Annotated in this window: 16 protein-coding genes; 7 read left to right on the forward strand and 9 right to left on the reverse strand. The window is 52.3% G+C overall.

Annotated features, from left to right (window positions below):
• Window positions 1-18 precede the first annotated feature (18 nt).
• Window positions 19-435: a hypothetical protein gene (locus M891_RS0110415; protein ID WP_009224742.1), complete on the reverse strand. Its 417-nt coding sequence runs from the start codon at window positions 433-435 to the stop codon at window positions 19-21.
• 220 nt (window positions 436-655) lie between these two features.
• Window positions 656-2,458: a M3 family oligoendopeptidase gene (locus tag M891_RS0110420; protein ID WP_028538791.1), complete on the reverse strand. Its 1,803-nt coding sequence runs from the start codon at window positions 2,456-2,458 to the stop codon at window positions 656-658.
• A 109-nt stretch (window positions 2,459-2,567) separates the two neighbouring features.
• Here M891_RS0110420 and M891_RS0110425 point away from each other — a divergent pair, with 109 nt between their 5' ends.
• Window positions 2,568-2,771, forward strand: coding sequence for a YycC family protein (locus M891_RS0110425; RefSeq protein ID WP_028538792.1), 204 nt, complete (start codon window positions 2,568-2,570; stop codon window positions 2,769-2,771).
• Window positions 2,768-2,998, forward strand: a complete 231-nt coding sequence (locus M891_RS0110430) for a hypothetical protein (protein ID WP_016310918.1) — start codon at window positions 2,768-2,770, stop codon at window positions 2,996-2,998. Before M891_RS0110425 ends, M891_RS0110430 begins: the two co-directional genes overlap by 4 nt.
• A gap of 93 nt (window positions 2,999-3,091) precedes the next feature.
• Here the strand turns inward: M891_RS0110430 and M891_RS0110435 are convergent, their stop codons facing one another.
• Both M891_RS0110435 and M891_RS0110440 read right to left on the reverse strand, forming a co-directional pair.
• On the reverse strand, window positions 3,092-3,790 hold the full coding sequence (locus M891_RS0110435; RefSeq protein WP_028538793.1) for a DUF2225 domain-containing protein: 699 nt from the start codon (window positions 3,788-3,790) through the stop codon (window positions 3,092-3,094).
• A 55-nt stretch (window positions 3,791-3,845) separates the two neighbouring features.
• A complete protein-coding gene (locus tag M891_RS0110440) occupies window positions 3,846-4,223 on the reverse strand; it encodes a globin domain-containing protein (protein ID WP_016310916.1) in 378 nt (125 codons plus the stop codon).
• A gap of 393 nt (window positions 4,224-4,616) precedes the next feature.
• Between M891_RS0110440 and ylbJ the strand changes: the two genes are divergently transcribed.
• The 3 genes from ylbJ (at window position 4,617) to M891_RS0110455 (ending at window position 8,312) form a co-directional block, all read left to right on the forward strand.
• Window positions 4,617-5,846, forward strand: coding sequence for a sporulation integral membrane protein YlbJ (gene ylbJ / locus M891_RS0110445; RefSeq protein ID WP_028538794.1), 1,230 nt, complete (start codon window positions 4,617-4,619; stop codon window positions 5,844-5,846).
• A gap of 111 nt (window positions 5,847-5,957) precedes the next feature.
• Window positions 5,958-6,761, forward strand: coding sequence for an NAD kinase (locus M891_RS0110450; protein WP_028538795.1), 804 nt, complete (start codon window positions 5,958-5,960; stop codon window positions 6,759-6,761).
• A gap of 57 nt (window positions 6,762-6,818) precedes the next feature.
• Entirely contained in the window at window positions 6,819-8,312 is a 1,494-nt protein-coding gene (locus tag M891_RS0110455; RefSeq protein WP_051416910.1) for a S41 family peptidase, read from the forward strand.
• A 30-nt stretch (window positions 8,313-8,342) separates the two neighbouring features.
• Here the strand turns inward: M891_RS0110455 and M891_RS0110460 are convergent, their stop codons facing one another.
• On the reverse strand, window positions 8,343-8,705 hold the full coding sequence (locus M891_RS0110460) for a YutD family protein (protein WP_028538797.1): 363 nt from the start codon (window positions 8,703-8,705) through the stop codon (window positions 8,343-8,345).
• Window positions 8,706-8,725: 20 nt separating this feature from the next.
• Entirely contained in the window at window positions 8,726-9,622 is an 897-nt protein-coding gene (gene lipA, locus M891_RS0110465; protein ID WP_016310911.1) for a lipoyl synthase, read from the reverse strand.
• 165 nt (window positions 9,623-9,787) lie between these two features.
• Here lipA and M891_RS0110470 point away from each other — a divergent pair, with 165 nt between their 5' ends.
• Entirely contained in the window at window positions 9,788-10,843 is a 1,056-nt protein-coding gene (locus tag M891_RS0110470; protein WP_028538798.1) for a M23 family metallopeptidase, read from the forward strand.
• 11 nt (window positions 10,844-10,854) lie between these two features.
• Here the strand turns inward: M891_RS0110470 and yunB are convergent, their stop codons facing one another.
• Window positions 10,855-11,745 carry a sporulation protein YunB gene (gene yunB, locus M891_RS0110475; RefSeq protein ID WP_028538799.1) on the reverse strand — a complete coding sequence of 297 codons (891 nt, stop codon included), beginning with the start codon at window positions 11,743-11,745 and terminating at the stop codon, window positions 10,855-10,857.
• 231 nt (window positions 11,746-11,976) lie between these two features.
• On the opposite strand from yunB, the gene M891_RS0110480 reads away from it, so the two are divergent.
• Window positions 11,977-12,339, forward strand: coding sequence for a hypothetical protein (locus M891_RS0110480; protein ID WP_016310907.1), 363 nt, complete (start codon window positions 11,977-11,979; stop codon window positions 12,337-12,339).
• A gap of 49 nt (window positions 12,340-12,388) precedes the next feature.
• Here M891_RS0110480 and M891_RS0110485 read toward each other — a convergent pair whose 3' ends face one another.
• On the reverse strand, window positions 12,389-13,180 hold the full coding sequence (locus tag M891_RS0110485) for a TrmH family RNA methyltransferase (protein ID WP_028538800.1): 792 nt from the start codon (window positions 13,178-13,180) through the stop codon (window positions 12,389-12,391).
• 62 nt (window positions 13,181-13,242) lie between these two features.
• Window positions 13,243-13,914, reverse strand: a complete 672-nt coding sequence (locus M891_RS0110490) for a potassium channel family protein (protein WP_028538801.1) — start codon at window positions 13,912-13,914, stop codon at window positions 13,243-13,245.
• Window positions 13,915-14,167 lie beyond the last annotated feature (253 nt).

Consider the following 14,167-nt stretch of genomic DNA (forward strand, 5'->3'; position numbering starts at 1 on the left):
CCTTGAATGTTGAACCCTTTAGGAAGACAGCTTTCGGTATGTACTAGCGCCTTTCTCCTTCTGCGGATACCGTTGGATCAGCAAATTGGCCATGTTATAATTCGATTCCATGATTGCATCCACGACTACGGCCCCTTGGCGCAGGGCAAATTCGTAGCTGATCTCGCCATGCGTCCAGTACCGCTTGTACTTCAGCGCTTCAATCGCCATTTTTCGAAAAGAATGGATCTGTTCTGCATTTAGTCCGTAGGGTTCTTCACTAAGCTGCCCGTTTCGACCCGCAATCGGATTGTGGCGGATGCCAAATTTCCCGATGGTGTTATTCCGGATCTGCAGAAATACGGTACCCGAAGTTAACCCCGACAGCTCCTCCTCCAGTTCCTTAAAAACCATGTCGATCTGCCTAACCAGCGATAGTTGCTCGGCTTTCAGCATATTCTCCCACCTTTCCCCCAAAGAATGCAACCTATGAAATAGGTCTTATGTCACATTATAGGTTAAATTTTCCTATATATCAACATTATGATATAAGCTGACTAATTATGTCTGTTTCTCTCAACATTTTCTTTCCTCTTCCGACAAAATTCTTCAACAAAAAAGGTCCCCTCTCGAGGACCTAAAACAGTGTAACAGAATGAAGCAGGTAGCGCCCGGTTTATTTGGTTAATTCCAAGAATGCGTCAACGTCGGCCACACATACGGCCATCGCGTCACGCCAAAAGTCCGGCTTCGTCAAATCCACGCCCAGATGCTTGGCAGCCAGCTCTTCTACCGTCATGCGGCCGGTATCTTGCAGAAGCGCATCATATTTAGCCGCAAAGCCTTGGCCTTCACGGAGCGCTTGTGCGTAGATCCCCGTGCTGAACATGTACCCAAAGGTGTAAGGGAAATTATAAAAAGGCACATCGGTGATATAGAAATGCAGCTTAGATGCCCAGAAATGCGGGTGATAACTGCCCAACGCCCCCTGGAACGCTTCACGCTGCGCTTCTTCCATTAATTCGCACAATTCCGCAGCATCCAAGTAGCCCTGCCGGCGCTTCTCGTAGAACCGGGTTTCAAACAGGAAGCGAGCATGGATATTCATGAAGAAGGCAATTGAATTTTGCACCTTATCGGCGAGCAGAACAATTTTCTGTTGATCATCTTCCGCATGTTTGACGAAGGCGTCAGCTAGAATCATTTCCGCGAAGGTCGAAGCGGTCTCCGCCACGTTCATCGCGTAATCCTGACTGAATCTCGGCAGCTCTTCCATCACGTATTGATGGTAGGCGTGTCCCAGCTCATGCGCCAACGTGTATACGTTGGATACGTTCCCTCCATATGTCATGAAGATCCGTGTCTGCTTGCTCAGCGGCAGAGAAGTGCAGAAACCACCCGGGCGTTTACCAGGACGGTCCTCGGCCTCGATCCAACGTTTATTAAACGCCATGGTGGCAAACTCCGCCAGCTTCGGGCTAAATTTGCCGAACTGCTCGACGATGTCTTCGGCTGCCTGTTCGTACGAAATTTTGCCGGAGGCTTGGCCTAATGGGGCATCCACATCGGTCCAGCTTAATTTCTCCACCCCAAGCAGCTTCGCTTTGCGCTCCAAATAAGCCACAAACTTCGGCTTGTTCTCGACGATCACTTGCCACATCGCATCGAGCGTGGCTTTGGACATCCGGTTCATGTCCAGCGGTTCCTTCAAAATATCTTCCCAGCCGCGTTTCTCGTACAATTTAAGGCGGAATCCCGCCAAGCGGTTCAGCGTATCGGCACAATAGTCCTCCGCCTTTGTCCAGGCTTCCTCCCATTTCGGGAACACGCGCTCGCGCACATTGCGGTCTGGATGATCCAGCTTGTTAGCTGCTTGACCGACAGACAGCATTTGAACCTCGCCCCCTTCTTCTTCAAAAGGGACTCCTACTTTGGCAACGATCGTATCATAATGCTGTCCCCAGCCGTGATAACCGTCTACTGCCAGGTCGGACACGAGGTTTTCCAGCTCCGGCGCCAGCTTCTCCCGCGCTTGCTCCCGTTTCTCGCGAAGCAGGAAGGAGATCGGGGCGATTTCTTCCCGCTGCATCCAGGCTTCCCACACCTCATCACTCGTCAAGCGGAGCAGGTTCCAGAATAAAGTCATCACGTTGTTGTATGCAGCGTTTAACGAAGTGACTCTCGCGTCAAGCTGGAGAGCTTTCTTGTCATGCTGGTCTTGCGCGGTCAAACAGCCGATAAAGGAGCCGGCTTCGGACAGACGGCTGTCGGCCGCTTGCAGATCTTCAATCAGGTTGTCCAATGCCTTGGTCTCTTCTACAGTGGACGGAGCCTGCAGTTCTTGCAGCTTCGCCTGGTAGGCGGCAATATCCCGTTCCAGAGCATCCAGATGATCTCTTAGCGCCGTAGAGGCAGAACCTCCAGAGAAAATGGTTTCCAAGTCCCAAGTTTGTTGAAGGGTTCCTACGAATCTTGACATAGTTCGCTTCCTTTCCGTATCGTTTAGAATTGATGCCTTATGGGATAACAGTGTATGCTAGTAGAGGATGCTCTATTATCACGCTTGTCTAAATACAGGGGGGATTTCCATGAAACCGTTGCAAATATCGGCGGATACCGCCGTGAAATTAGCCGCAAAACTCAAGGTGCCGGTCGAGCACCTTATGCATATGCCGCAGCACATTTTAATGCAAAAAATCGCAGAACTGGCCAAAGAAGAAGCAAGCCAGCCTTCCGCACCATCAGAACCCGGAAATGACAATCAAGCCGGTCACGAATCGGAGCCTTCATGATCCCGTTTAACCAAACATGGCCTTATGATCTTGTCATGGGGGACGTGTATGTCCATGAATGCCCATTTTGCTCCAGTCGTAACGTGCTGCTGCCGCTGAAGCCCCGCGAGTTAAAAACGATCCACGAGGGGAAGAAGAAGCTGCTCGTCTTCCCTTGCTGCGGGAACAAGCTTCATGTCCTGGACTGTGACAATGATTACCTGTTAACGGATAAGGTGGTCCGTTAGGTCGCCTTTAGCGCTCAAGATACAGGAAAGGGCCGTTTCCTTCTGGAACCGGCCCTTCGTCATGCCTTCTTCGATGTCTGCTTGTCCGTTCCGTCAACCGCGCATTTCCTCAGGCAGCTCATGTCCGCCATTCATCATTTCTTCGCGAAGCAGCGCCCACTGCTCACGGGATGCCCGAATCATCGCCGCATCCATGATCTTCTTGTCATTAATGACGCGCCCAAACCATTTGACCGCGTCGTTGTACTTGCCGACCCGACGGTTCAACTCGCCGATCAAATACATCAGCCTTGCATCGCTGCCGCCGACGCCTTCTTTTTCGTAAACACGGATGTAAGCCTCCAGAGCAAACTGCAGAAAACGCTTCTCCTGTTCGACGTTGTTCTTGTACCGGTACAACCAGGCAATATGATGCAGCAAGCTGGCAATAATTCGTTCCGTTTCGCCGATGGTTTGCGCGCAGATCAGCGCCAGCTTGTACGTCTCCAGCGCGGTCTCCCAATCCCGTCGCCCGCCATAGTCCTTCTGGTTAAATCGGCTGCCGATCGCCTCTTGGAATAGGGTTCTTTGCCGGTCGGTCAATCGTGGTACCGAATTCTCCGTCGAAGCAAAACCGCAGGACGGGCATACCCGAACAACGTAATAATCCGGATTCTCCTTCTGGTAATAGCTGCAGAAATCCGTGTCCGTACGTACAGCCCGTTTAAAGCTCGGACGCACACGCGAAGTCGAAAATTCATTCTGACAATGGATGCAAGTAACCTTGATCTGATAAAGCGGTTCAAGTTCCAAAACGTCCTACTTCCTTTCAGTAATCTGCCCTGCCCGGCACATTAAGTTCATCGGTCTAAGGTGTGTTTACGAAATGAAAAGCCGGGCCGGACAGACGCTCCAGCACGATCCCTCGCAGCGGCTCCTCGACGCCAATCTCCTCCAGCGCAGCTTTCATGCAGGCCAGCCAAGCCTCAGCGCGTTCCGTCGTCACGGGAAACGGCAAATGCCGGGCACGCATCATCGGATGGCCAAAGGCATCTGAATAAAGGGACGGGCCTCCAAAAAACTGCGATAAGAACATAAATTGCTTCTCCATGACCGGAGTAATGTCTTCCGGGAATAAGGGTCCTAACAACGGATCACGTTGAACCCGCGGATAGAAGGCTTCCACCAACCGCCGAATCGTCTTCTCTCCGCCGAGGTTGTCATATAGACTTAAGCTTGGATTCATCTGTTCACCGCCTCCGTTTTCCCTTATTATATCAAAAAAAAATAAAAGCTCCTACCAAGGAGCTTCTATTCGCTGCGGTCTTTCCATCTATCAGTAGCTGCGCCAATCCTCTTCGCCGGGATGGACGAGAGCGGCTCGAATTACATAAACAAAAGCACAGACAAGTATCCCTGCGACAATGCTCATGAACATCACTCCATCCTCAAAATTTGGCTGCAAACCATGTTTGATCAAATAGCTGGTACTAAAGTTCTATTATTAGTCTTAAGCATCATTTTAGCATAGAAGCTCAAAAATATCAGCCCTTTTTTGAAACCGCTTCCTCAATTTTTTTGTGCTGTTTGTCCCAATCATTTCATACACTTCACTATGATTTGTTGTGGAGGCGTACCCATGAAATTCCAACGCTTAACGGCTGTGTTATTACTCTTTACCGCACTCATGCTGGCCGTTCTTATGGCCTGCTACCCGGAAGCTTCCTGGCAAGCCGGGGTTCGCGGGCTCGCCATCTGGTGGGACGTGCTGTTCCCGTCCCTCTTCCCGTTCTTCGTCATCTCCGAAGTGCTGCTGGGCTTTGGGATTGTTCATTTTCTCGGCAAACTGCTAGACCCGCTGATGAAGCCCTTATTCCGGATCCCCGGCAGCGGAGGATTTGTGCTGGCGATGGGGTTTGCTTCGGGCTACCCCGTCAGCGCCAAGCTGGCGACCAAGCTGCGCGAGCAACGGCTCGTTTCCCGGGTAGAGGGAGAACGGCTGGTCTCGTTCACCACGTCATCCGACCCCATCTTTCTTATTGGGGCGGTCTCGGTCGGTTTTTTTGGGAATCCGAAGCTGGCCGCTGCACTTGCATTAGCACATTATGGAGGAGCCCTGGTGATCGGCCTGATCATGCGCTTCTACCGTCCAGATCGAAACTTGTCGGCAGATCCCGGGGAAGGCGGCGAATCCGAATCCGGGCGCTTCAGTCTGAAGCTGGCGCTTAAAGCCATGCATGAAGCCCGGATCCAAGACGGACGAAGTCTCGGAGAACTGCTGCGGCAGGCCGTTGCTTCTTCCCTGCAGCTGATGACCGTTGTTGGCGGCCTAGTTGTATTTTTCTCCGTAATCCTGGAGGTGCTCACCGCTTCGGGTTTCATGGGCTTCCTCTATAACGGGTTCCAACAGCTGCTGCCGCTGCTGGGGCTGCCCGGCCAGTTAGCTGAGCCGCTTATGGGCGGCTTGTTCGAGGTCACCTTGGGCGCAAAAGCATCCGCAGCGCCAGAGGGGATTCCGTTGCAATTCAAAGCTGCAGCGGCCGCCTTTATTCTCTCTTGGGGCGGCTTATCGGTTCATGCCCAAGTGGCCAGCATCTTAAATGGCGCTGACCTGCGTTATTTGCCTTTTCTCATTGCAAGATTCCTTCATGCCGTGATCTCCGCCGGGCTGTTGCTGCTGCTCTGGAACCCCTTGATGGGAGCCTCACCGGCGTGGGCAATTCAACCCCCTGCGTTTGGGGGCCAACAGATGCTATACGGTTGGGGTGCGGTTCCGGGAGCGTTCCGGCTCTTCTTAGTGACCCTGACCATGTTGCTTATTTTGTCATTTTTGGCCGAAATCATTCGCCGCCAGCGGCATCGAAAATGAAACGTTGTGTTCTGCGGACGAATTGATTATGATCTTTACAAAAGGACATTCAAGCGCATGTTCAAAATATTGTTCATTTTTGAACAGTCTTTTTCAAAGGAGCTTGTCAACTTGAGATACTTTGTACTTGACCGCGGCGATCAGCTGTCCGTGGAATTAAGCCAAACCTTCCATAAGCTTGCTGCGCAGCATGGGCTTGAGCTGGATGCGAAATCCCCGGACATCGTCGTCTCCATTGGCGGGGACGGCACGATGCTTCATGCCTTCCATACGTTTATCGACCAGATTCAATCCATCGCATTCGTAGGGATTCATACAGGCCACCTGGGCTTCTACGCCGACTGGAAAGCCGACGAAATTCCCGAGCTGGTGGAAATGATGAGCGGTCATGCGGATCCTGGCTTGCTCAGACCGCGTATCGTCCGTTACCCCTTAATCGATCTGGAGATTCAGAAGAAGTCGGGCAGCTCTTCCTACATTTGCTTAAACGAATTTACCCTGAAGGGCGTCGATGGTACGGTGGTTGCCCAAGTGGACATTAATGACCAAATGTTCGAAATGTTCCGCGGCGACGGCATCTGCGTTTCCACCCCTTCCGGCAGTACCGCTTATAACAAGAGCTTGGGGGGAGCAATGATTCACCCCACGATTGAAGCGCTGCAGATTACAGAGATCGCTTCGATCAACAATCGTGTGTTCCGGACGTTGGGTTCTCCGCTCGTGCTGCCCAAGCATCATCATTGCGACATTTATTCGCGCAAGGAACAACGGTTATTGTTGACCATTGACCACGTCAACCTGCCGATGGACGATTTAGTGTCCGTGCGCTGTCAGGTATCGGAACAGAAGATCAGCTTTGTCCGTTATCGTCCATTCCCGTTTTGGAACCGGGTCCGCAATGCATTCCTGGACTAATCGGCAGATTTGACAAGCTCAATGGATCACGAAAATATTGTAAAGGAAGAACTGAATATGATCTTAAGCTCATTCCGCAAGTATGCATTCATCCCGGTGTTGTCCCTCGCCTTGCTGGGCTTGCCCCAGATGGTTGGAGCGGCCGGGACGGCAGGCACATCTGATGCCGCAGCTGCCGGGACAATCATTCAACTGGGAACATCGGAAACTTCCACGGACCTGCAGGCGCTTCAAGAAGTATTGGACTATCTGGAAGCCTACAACATCGAAGGCGTTGAGCGTCAAGAGTTTCTCGATAATGCGATACGCGGCATGGTTTATACGCTGGACGACCCTTACAGCGATTACTATTCTAAAGATGAACTGGAGAGCTTCGAGAACAGCGTCAATCAGGAGTTCGTTGGCATCGGTGTTACACTTCGCTTCTTTAACAACAAACTGTACATAACCGACGTGTTGCCTAATTCTCCAGCCTCCAAAGCCGGGCTTCTCGCAGGGGATATTATTACCAAGGTGGATGCAAAGCCGGTCACCAGCAGTGAGGATGTCGCCCGGATTCAAGGGGAGGAAAATACCCAGGTCTCCATTACGGTCAACCGGAACGGACAGGCTCTGGTATATCCAATTACAAGAGCGCATTTCACTTTGCCTTCCGTCACTGGCAAGGTTATCCCTTCCAGCAGAGTCGGCTACATCGCCGTGACTTCCTTCTCCGATACTGCGGATGAGGAATTTGCGCAAAAATTAGCCTCCCTTCGCAAAGAAGGAATTGGTGCACTTGTTCTGGACCTGCGCGACAATCTTGGCGGTTACGTTGAATCGGCAGCTAATATCGCCAAGCAGTTCATGAAAGAGGGAATCTTAATGTACACCTCCGGCCAGAGCGGGGAAATGCAGCCCGTAGAAATCACGGGCGGCCAAGACATCGGGATGCCGGTTGTGGTGTTAACCAACGGCCTGACCGCCAGCGCATCGGAAATCTTGACAGGGGCGCTGCGCGACAACGGAATCGCTAAGGTCGTAGGGGAACAAACCTACGGAAAGGCGCGCATTCAGAACGTATTCCCGTTGTCCAATGGCAGCTCATTGAAGCTGACGGTTCAAGCCTACTTCACGCCAAACAAGCTGGATTTCAACCATGTGGGGCTCAAGCCGGACATCGAAGTAAAGAACAATGCCGCAGCGCAGTTAATTACCGGGATGTATGCAGCCGGTGTACGGCAGATCAGCGTATCCGGAGGGCCGGCCTCGCTCAACATTAACGGAACGGCTTTCCCGGGATATATCGATGTGATTCAGGACGGCCAACTCACCTATGCCCCTTCCCGTTTATTATCGTCGCTGATTCAAGGAACGCCGGTCTGGAATTCCAAGAACGGGAAGCTGACCATCACCGACTTGCAAGGAAAGCAAACCGGATTCACCTTAGCTGCCAAAACCGTCAAAGTGGTCGATGGTGAATCTTATCTCGAACTGCATGAGTTCCAGAAGAAATATCCGAAGCTCACATGGAGCTATAAACGAGGCTTACTGAACTTATTTATGAAATAATTCCTTAAGCCCAAAAAAACGGCCTCCCGATTATTCGGGGGCCGTTTCTGTTTCCTGGGTTTGCACGTCTTTACCGTTTCCGGCATCTTTGTCCTTCGCTGCGTCCTTATCCTTATGGTTATCCCGCACCTTCTGAAGAACAAAATAAGCGCAGCCGAAATTACAGTATTCGTTAATATAATCCGTGATGCCGGAATACGCGGTATCCCGATTAGCCTTGGGATGGTTGTCCCGCAGAAAACCCTTGAGGCGGAGCTTCTCATAACCCCAGTCCCCAATGATGTAATCATAGCGGTCAAGCACTTCGCTGTAACGCTGCTTAAACGCTTCAGGATCCCACGCATCCCGATAATTCTTAATCAGTTCGTAGGTTCTGCCGCCAATTTGAATCAAAGCCCCATCCTCCTTTCGGTTTACGGCGAAACAGGTGCGCCGGCTTGTTTCTTGGCCGATTGGACCTGTTCATGCGCATGATACGAGCTGCGCACAAGCGGACCGGACTCCACGTGGCTGAAGCCGCGCTTCATGCCTTCTTCCTTCAGCGCTGCAAACTGCTCAGGTTTATAATATTTCTCTACGCGCAAATGCTGCGGTGTAGGCTGCAAATATTGTCCGATCGTCAAAATATCGCAGTCCACGGCCCGCAGATCGTCCATCGCCTGCAAGATCTCGTCCCATTCTTCTCCAACCCCCAGCATAATGCTGGACTTCGTTGGAATCTCCGGCTGCATTTCCTTCGCTCGCCGGAGCAGCTCCAAGGAGCGCCGGTATTTCGCCTTCGCACGAACGCGGTCAGACAACCGTTCCACCGTTTCGATGTTATGGTTCAGAATATCCGGCTTCGCATCCATCACGATCCGTAGCGCATCCGCATCCCCCTGAAAGTCTGGGATCAGCACTTCAACGCTGCAGAACGGCAAGCGTTCCCGGATCGCTTTAATCGTCCCGGCAAAAATGCTTGCCCCGCCGTCCTTCAAATCATCCCGAGCTACGCTGGTCACGACGCAGTGGCGCAAATTCATCTGCTCTGCTGCTTCCGCCACGCGCTGTGGCTCCTGTAAATCGAGCTCCGTTGGCATCCCCGTATTCACCGCACAGAAGCGGCATGCCCGTGTACAAATATCGCCCAAAATCATAAACGTTGCCGTCCGGTTGGCCCAGCACTCATATATATTTGGACAACGCGCCTCTTCGCAAACGGTATGTAAAGTTTTAGAGCGCATCATCTGCTTGATGTCTTGGTAGTTGTCACCTGTCGTCAATTTAATACGAATCCAATCCGGTTTCGGTTCCTGGATTTGTTTAGCCAAAGCGCAAGACCTTCCTTCTTGTGATTTAAGCTGTAGCGCCATTTATTATATCATGAATCCGCTGGAAAAACCTACTTCGCAAATGGAATAAAAAAACAGCATTTGCCTCACTCTAAGAGGGTCACGAATCGCGTGCAAAATAAAGGCGAAGGAGGAATACTTGCCTTGAAGTCTCAACGGTTTGCCCGCGGCAAAGCGGCCTGGTGCATCGCCTGTGTGATGCTGATTACCTCATTTGGACCGATCTTAGGCATAGGAGCTGCAGAGGCGAACGCTCCAGGAACAACAGAGAAGCCGGTGGTCAGCGTATTCCAGCAACGACGCACCTTGTACGAAGAGATGGAACTGTTGACGAGTGTTCCCTGGTATTGGCTTGCGGCTGTAGATCAATATGAACGCACCATCACACCGCGTAAGGAACAGCAACAGCAAGTGCAGCGCGTAACCGGGTTTCGCTTCAAGGAAGCGTTCTGGTCCGGGCCGCTCAATCCCGATCCTGAGGATCGAAATCCGGCCACCATCGAACTGTTTGGCGGCGTTGGGAAGGATGCCACCGCAGATGGCGCAGCCGACCCGACGAACGATCGGGACGCCTTGTACACCTTGGCTTCTTATTTAACCAGCTTCGGCTATACAGAAGATGATTTTCGCATCGCCTTATGGCGTTACTATCAACATGATGCTGCGGTCGAACGGATTCGCCAATTCGCGAAAATGTATAAACACTGGGGCAAGCTGGACTTATCAGACAGCGCCTTTCCGCTTCCGCTGCGCAGCTCCTATACCTATCGCGACACCTGGGGGGATCGGCGCGGCTGGGGCGGTCTCCGAATCCATGAGGGCACGGATATCTTTGCCCCGATGGGCGTCACAGTACGCAGCGTTTGCTACGGGATTGTAGAAACGAAAGGGTGGAACCCTTACGGGGGGTGGCGCATCGGCATCCGGGATATCCAGAACCGTTACCACTACTATGCACATCTGCAAGGTTATGAGAAAGGAATCGAGGTCGGTCATTTCGTCGAGCCTGGACAAACGATCGGCTGGGTGGGCAGCAGCGGCTACGGCCCGCCGGGAACGTCGGGGAAATTCCCGCCGCATTTGCATTACGGGATCTATCGGGATACGGGAAGCACGGAATGGGCATTTGATCCATACCCACTGCTGAAGAAATGGGAACAAGCGGAACGCTCCAAAAAAAATAAAAGGGCGACCAAATAGTCGGCGCCCTTTTATTCATGTTCCCCCGTATCGGTTGTTTCTGAGTGGGGGGATTCCTCCGTGCTCGAACCGTTGTTCCCGGCCTCTGGATTTCCAGCGGAATTGGAATTCCCCGTTCCTCCATTTCCATCTGGCAGATTCCCTTTGTCCTTGGTCAGCGGCTCAGTGGAATCCTTCTCGCTGGGCAGCACCGGAAGAGCAATGTTAGGTGCATTAGCTTGGCCTTCGCCCACCGGGTTGCCTTTGCTGTCATAGTAGTACATCGGCACATCTCCAACCACGAGCAAGTAGGACACCGGGATTTCCGTTTCAACCGTCTGTGACTCCATGTCAAACGGGACGACGACGGCCAGCTCCGTTTTTACCCGAAGGTACACTTCGACAAGAATCATGTTAATCCCGGCATCTTGTTGCCGTGTATTCAGATCAACCTTCACATCCCCTTTGGGCTCGATCTTGATTGGAATACTGGGACCAAAGGAAGCCAGAATCGGACTGCCGAGAGCCTGCCCCAGCGGGATGGACTCCGATAGCCGGGCGACCTCCACCAGCGTATGCCGCACCGTTTGAATCGTTTCAGACGTGACCTTCATGTGGGCGGAGTAGTTGAGCATAAACCCGGTGATTTTTCCGTTATCGTCCATCTTCCAGTCGATCAATTCTTCGACCTGTTGTTGATTTGCGACTTGCGCGGTGATGGCGTCATTAATGGATTCTGTCGCGATTTGCTTGACTCGAATTTGCGCCAGATGAATGATAGGCCCTGTCATCCGGCGTTCGACATACTGTACAAATTGCAGCAGGCCGATCACCGTAACGAGCACAAGGACGATCCATATCGTTCGTCTATGCTTTGGCCGCCTGGTTCGGCTTCGCCATCCGCGTCGTCGTCGTATCCGCATGTTCTATCACCCCTGCTTCTCTACAAAGTTATGCGGGACATGGCCAAAAAAGAAGGACGCACGAATGGAAATGAAAAGGCACACTTTCATGGTTTTGCCCTTGATTTTTTGAGGTCAATTTCGTATAGTTCTTTAGGATTAAATTTTTGTAATGAAACTTAACTTCAAAGCTGACATGAACCATGCTATAATATTCATCACAGTGCATAAATATACAAGGGGACCTGCAACATGAACAGCTTAAAAACGCTGTACCAAGTCACCATTGAATTAAGGAAAGATCAACTGGCATCGAGAGTCATGCCATGGAAGCTGCTTGTGGAAACAAATCGTTATTACGAAATCAAACCCATCACAGGACCGGGAGCAGTCAAACGTCTGTATAAAGAGAAGCTGAATATCGCCGTTCATGAAACCAAACATTATTGCGATGGGACCCTGGCGGTTTCCGCTTTCTGTCAAGAAGAGCATATCGAGGAGATCCGCAGGTACCTGATCGAACAACTCGACTCCAAAATTAATAACTATATGAAGGACCTGGAACTAAACAAAAAAGCCCTTGGCTCCAAGCTGGCTATCAAGGGCTTTACGTAAATAAAAACCCCGAACCGGAGATTCTGGTTCGGGGTTTGATTTTTTCGCGCTAGCGATAATATCGCTGCCGCATCGCCTCATACAGCAGCACCGAGGCGGCCATGGCCACGTTCAGCGATTCGGCCTGGCCGCGCATCGGAATCAGCAGCCCGTCGTCCATCAGCTCGCGGACGGTCGGGCTCAGGCCACCGCCCTCGCTGCCGAAGAGCAGCCACACGGGCTGCGTGAAATCGTAGGCGAAGCAGTTCGCCGCCGCCTGCAGGCTGGTGCCGGCCAGCCGGATGCCCCGCTGCTTCGCCTGCGGCAGCACCTCTGCCAGGTCGGCATGCATGACCGGCAGGTGGAACAGCGAGCCCATGGTGGCACGCAGCACCTTGGGCCCGTAGATGTCGGCGCAGCCAGCGCCGACGATGACCCCGTCCGCAGCGACCGCATCGGCGCTGCGAATGATCGTGCCGACGTTGCCGGGATCCTGCACACCGTCGAGCACGACCACCAAGCTCCGCTCCTTCGCCAGGAGCGGAGCGACCGTCCCGCGGTCCTTGCGGACGACCGCGAACACCGGCTGCGGCGACTTCGTATCGCTGCACTTGGCGATCACGGCGGCGGACACGCCGATCCAATGGACGTCCAGCCCTGCGGACGCGGCCTCCTGCAGTTCGGCTGGGATGCCGCCTTCAATATCGTAGCAGACGCACTCCACGTCTGCCCGCGCCTCAAGCGCCTCCTGCACGAGGTGAATGCCTTCAATCAGGTATTTCCCCTGCTTGTCCCGATTTTTCTTCTCAAGCAGCCCCGCCCATTCCTTGACGCGGGGATTCTGTGCAGACAAGATTTCCATGTTCTTCCATCCTTACTCTGGTTTCAAAAAGATCCGTCGCTCACGAAGCCCGGCTTGTCTTATTACTCAGCATAAGCCAGCTCCAGCTTCGTTAAATCCCCCTTCTCGCCAACGATGACGAGCACGTCCTCCTCCGTCAACGGAACCGTCGCTGCCGGGGAGATGTTCATTTTGCTGCCCCGCTTAATCGCCATCACGTTACAGCCAAACCGAGCGCGAATATCCAGCTCCTTCAGGTTCTTGCCAACCATTTCCGAGCTGACACGCATCTCCACAATGCTGTACTCGTCGGACAATTCGATATAATCCAAGACGTTCGGGGAGGTCAGATGATGCGCCACCCGCAGCCCCATATCCCGTTCCGGGAAAATGACCTTATCGGCCCCAATTTTCTGCAACACTTTGCCATGCAATTCATTTTGCGCCTTCACCACAATGAGCGGCCCGCCCATGTCTTTGAGGATCAGCGTGGTTAAAATGCTGGCCTGAATATCTTCACCAATCGCTACAACAACGACGTCAAAATTTCGAATTCCCAGTGCGCGCAGCGCATCTTCATCGGTGGAATCCGCGGTTACCGCGTGCGTGACCTGATTCGCCACGGCCTGCGTATGATGTTCATCCGCATCGATCGCCAGAACGTCAAAGCCCATGCTGCTAAGTGAGGTTGCCACACTTAACCCAAAACGGCCCATACCGATCACGGCAAACTGTTTTTTAGCTGCATTTGCCATGCTCTCACCACCCATATTTTATCCATCCGATTTAGTATACCACAATCCAGGAAGGAGCATGGCGGGAAGCAGCTTAGATGCGCTAACGGACACCAGAGGCGTTATTTATCAGGTTCGCACATTCCCTGAACTTAACGGACTGAGAAGACCTTATTTCAGGCAAAACCAGTATAATCTCCGACAAAAGAACCCAATAAGAGCCCTGGAGTCCATTACAGCGGGAAATAACCGGGAAATGAACAAATAACGTCAT

Source organism: Paenibacillus sp. J14, from assembly GCF_000518465.1.
GTDB classification, from domain to species: domain Bacteria; phylum Bacillota; class Bacilli; order Paenibacillales; family Paenibacillaceae; genus Fontibacillus; species Fontibacillus barengoltzii.

What these genes read in the sequence shown, in the direction of transcription:
- M891_RS0110490 (WP_028538801.1), bottom strand. Translation starts at nt 13,914, where the DNA reads ATGGCAAATGCAGCTAAAAAACAGTTTGCCGTGATCGGTATGGGCCGT.
- M891_RS0110485 (WP_028538800.1), bottom strand. Translation starts at nt 13,180, where the DNA reads ATGGAAATCTTGTCTGCACAGAATCCCCGCGTCAAGGAATGGGCGGGG.
- M891_RS0110480 (WP_016310907.1), top strand. Translation starts at nt 11,977, where the DNA reads ATGAACAGCTTAAAAACGCTGTACCAAGTCACCATTGAATTAAGGAAA.
- M891_RS0110455 (WP_051416910.1), top strand. Translation starts at nt 6,819, where the DNA reads ATGATCTTAAGCTCATTCCGCAAGTATGCATTCATCCCGGTGTTGTCC.
- M891_RS0110415 (WP_009224742.1), bottom strand. Translation starts at nt 435, where the DNA reads ATGCTGAAAGCCGAGCAACTATCGCTGGTTAGGCAGATCGACATGGTT.
- M891_RS0110420 (WP_028538791.1), bottom strand. Translation starts at nt 2,458, where the DNA reads ATGTCAAGATTCGTAGGAACCCTTCAACAAACTTGGGACTTGGAAACC.
- yunB (WP_028538799.1), bottom strand. Translation starts at nt 11,745, where the DNA reads ATGCGGATACGACGACGACGCGGATGGCGAAGCCGAACCAGGCGGCCA.
- M891_RS0110440 (WP_016310916.1), bottom strand. Translation starts at nt 4,223, where the DNA reads ATGAATCCAAGCTTAAGTCTATATGACAACCTCGGCGGAGAGAAGACG.
- ylbJ (WP_028538794.1), top strand. Translation starts at nt 4,617, where the DNA reads ATGAAATTCCAACGCTTAACGGCTGTGTTATTACTCTTTACCGCACTC.
- M891_RS0110430 (WP_016310918.1), top strand. Translation starts at nt 2,768, where the DNA reads ATGATCCCGTTTAACCAAACATGGCCTTATGATCTTGTCATGGGGGAC.
- M891_RS0110425 (WP_028538792.1), top strand. Translation starts at nt 2,568, where the DNA reads ATGAAACCGTTGCAAATATCGGCGGATACCGCCGTGAAATTAGCCGCA.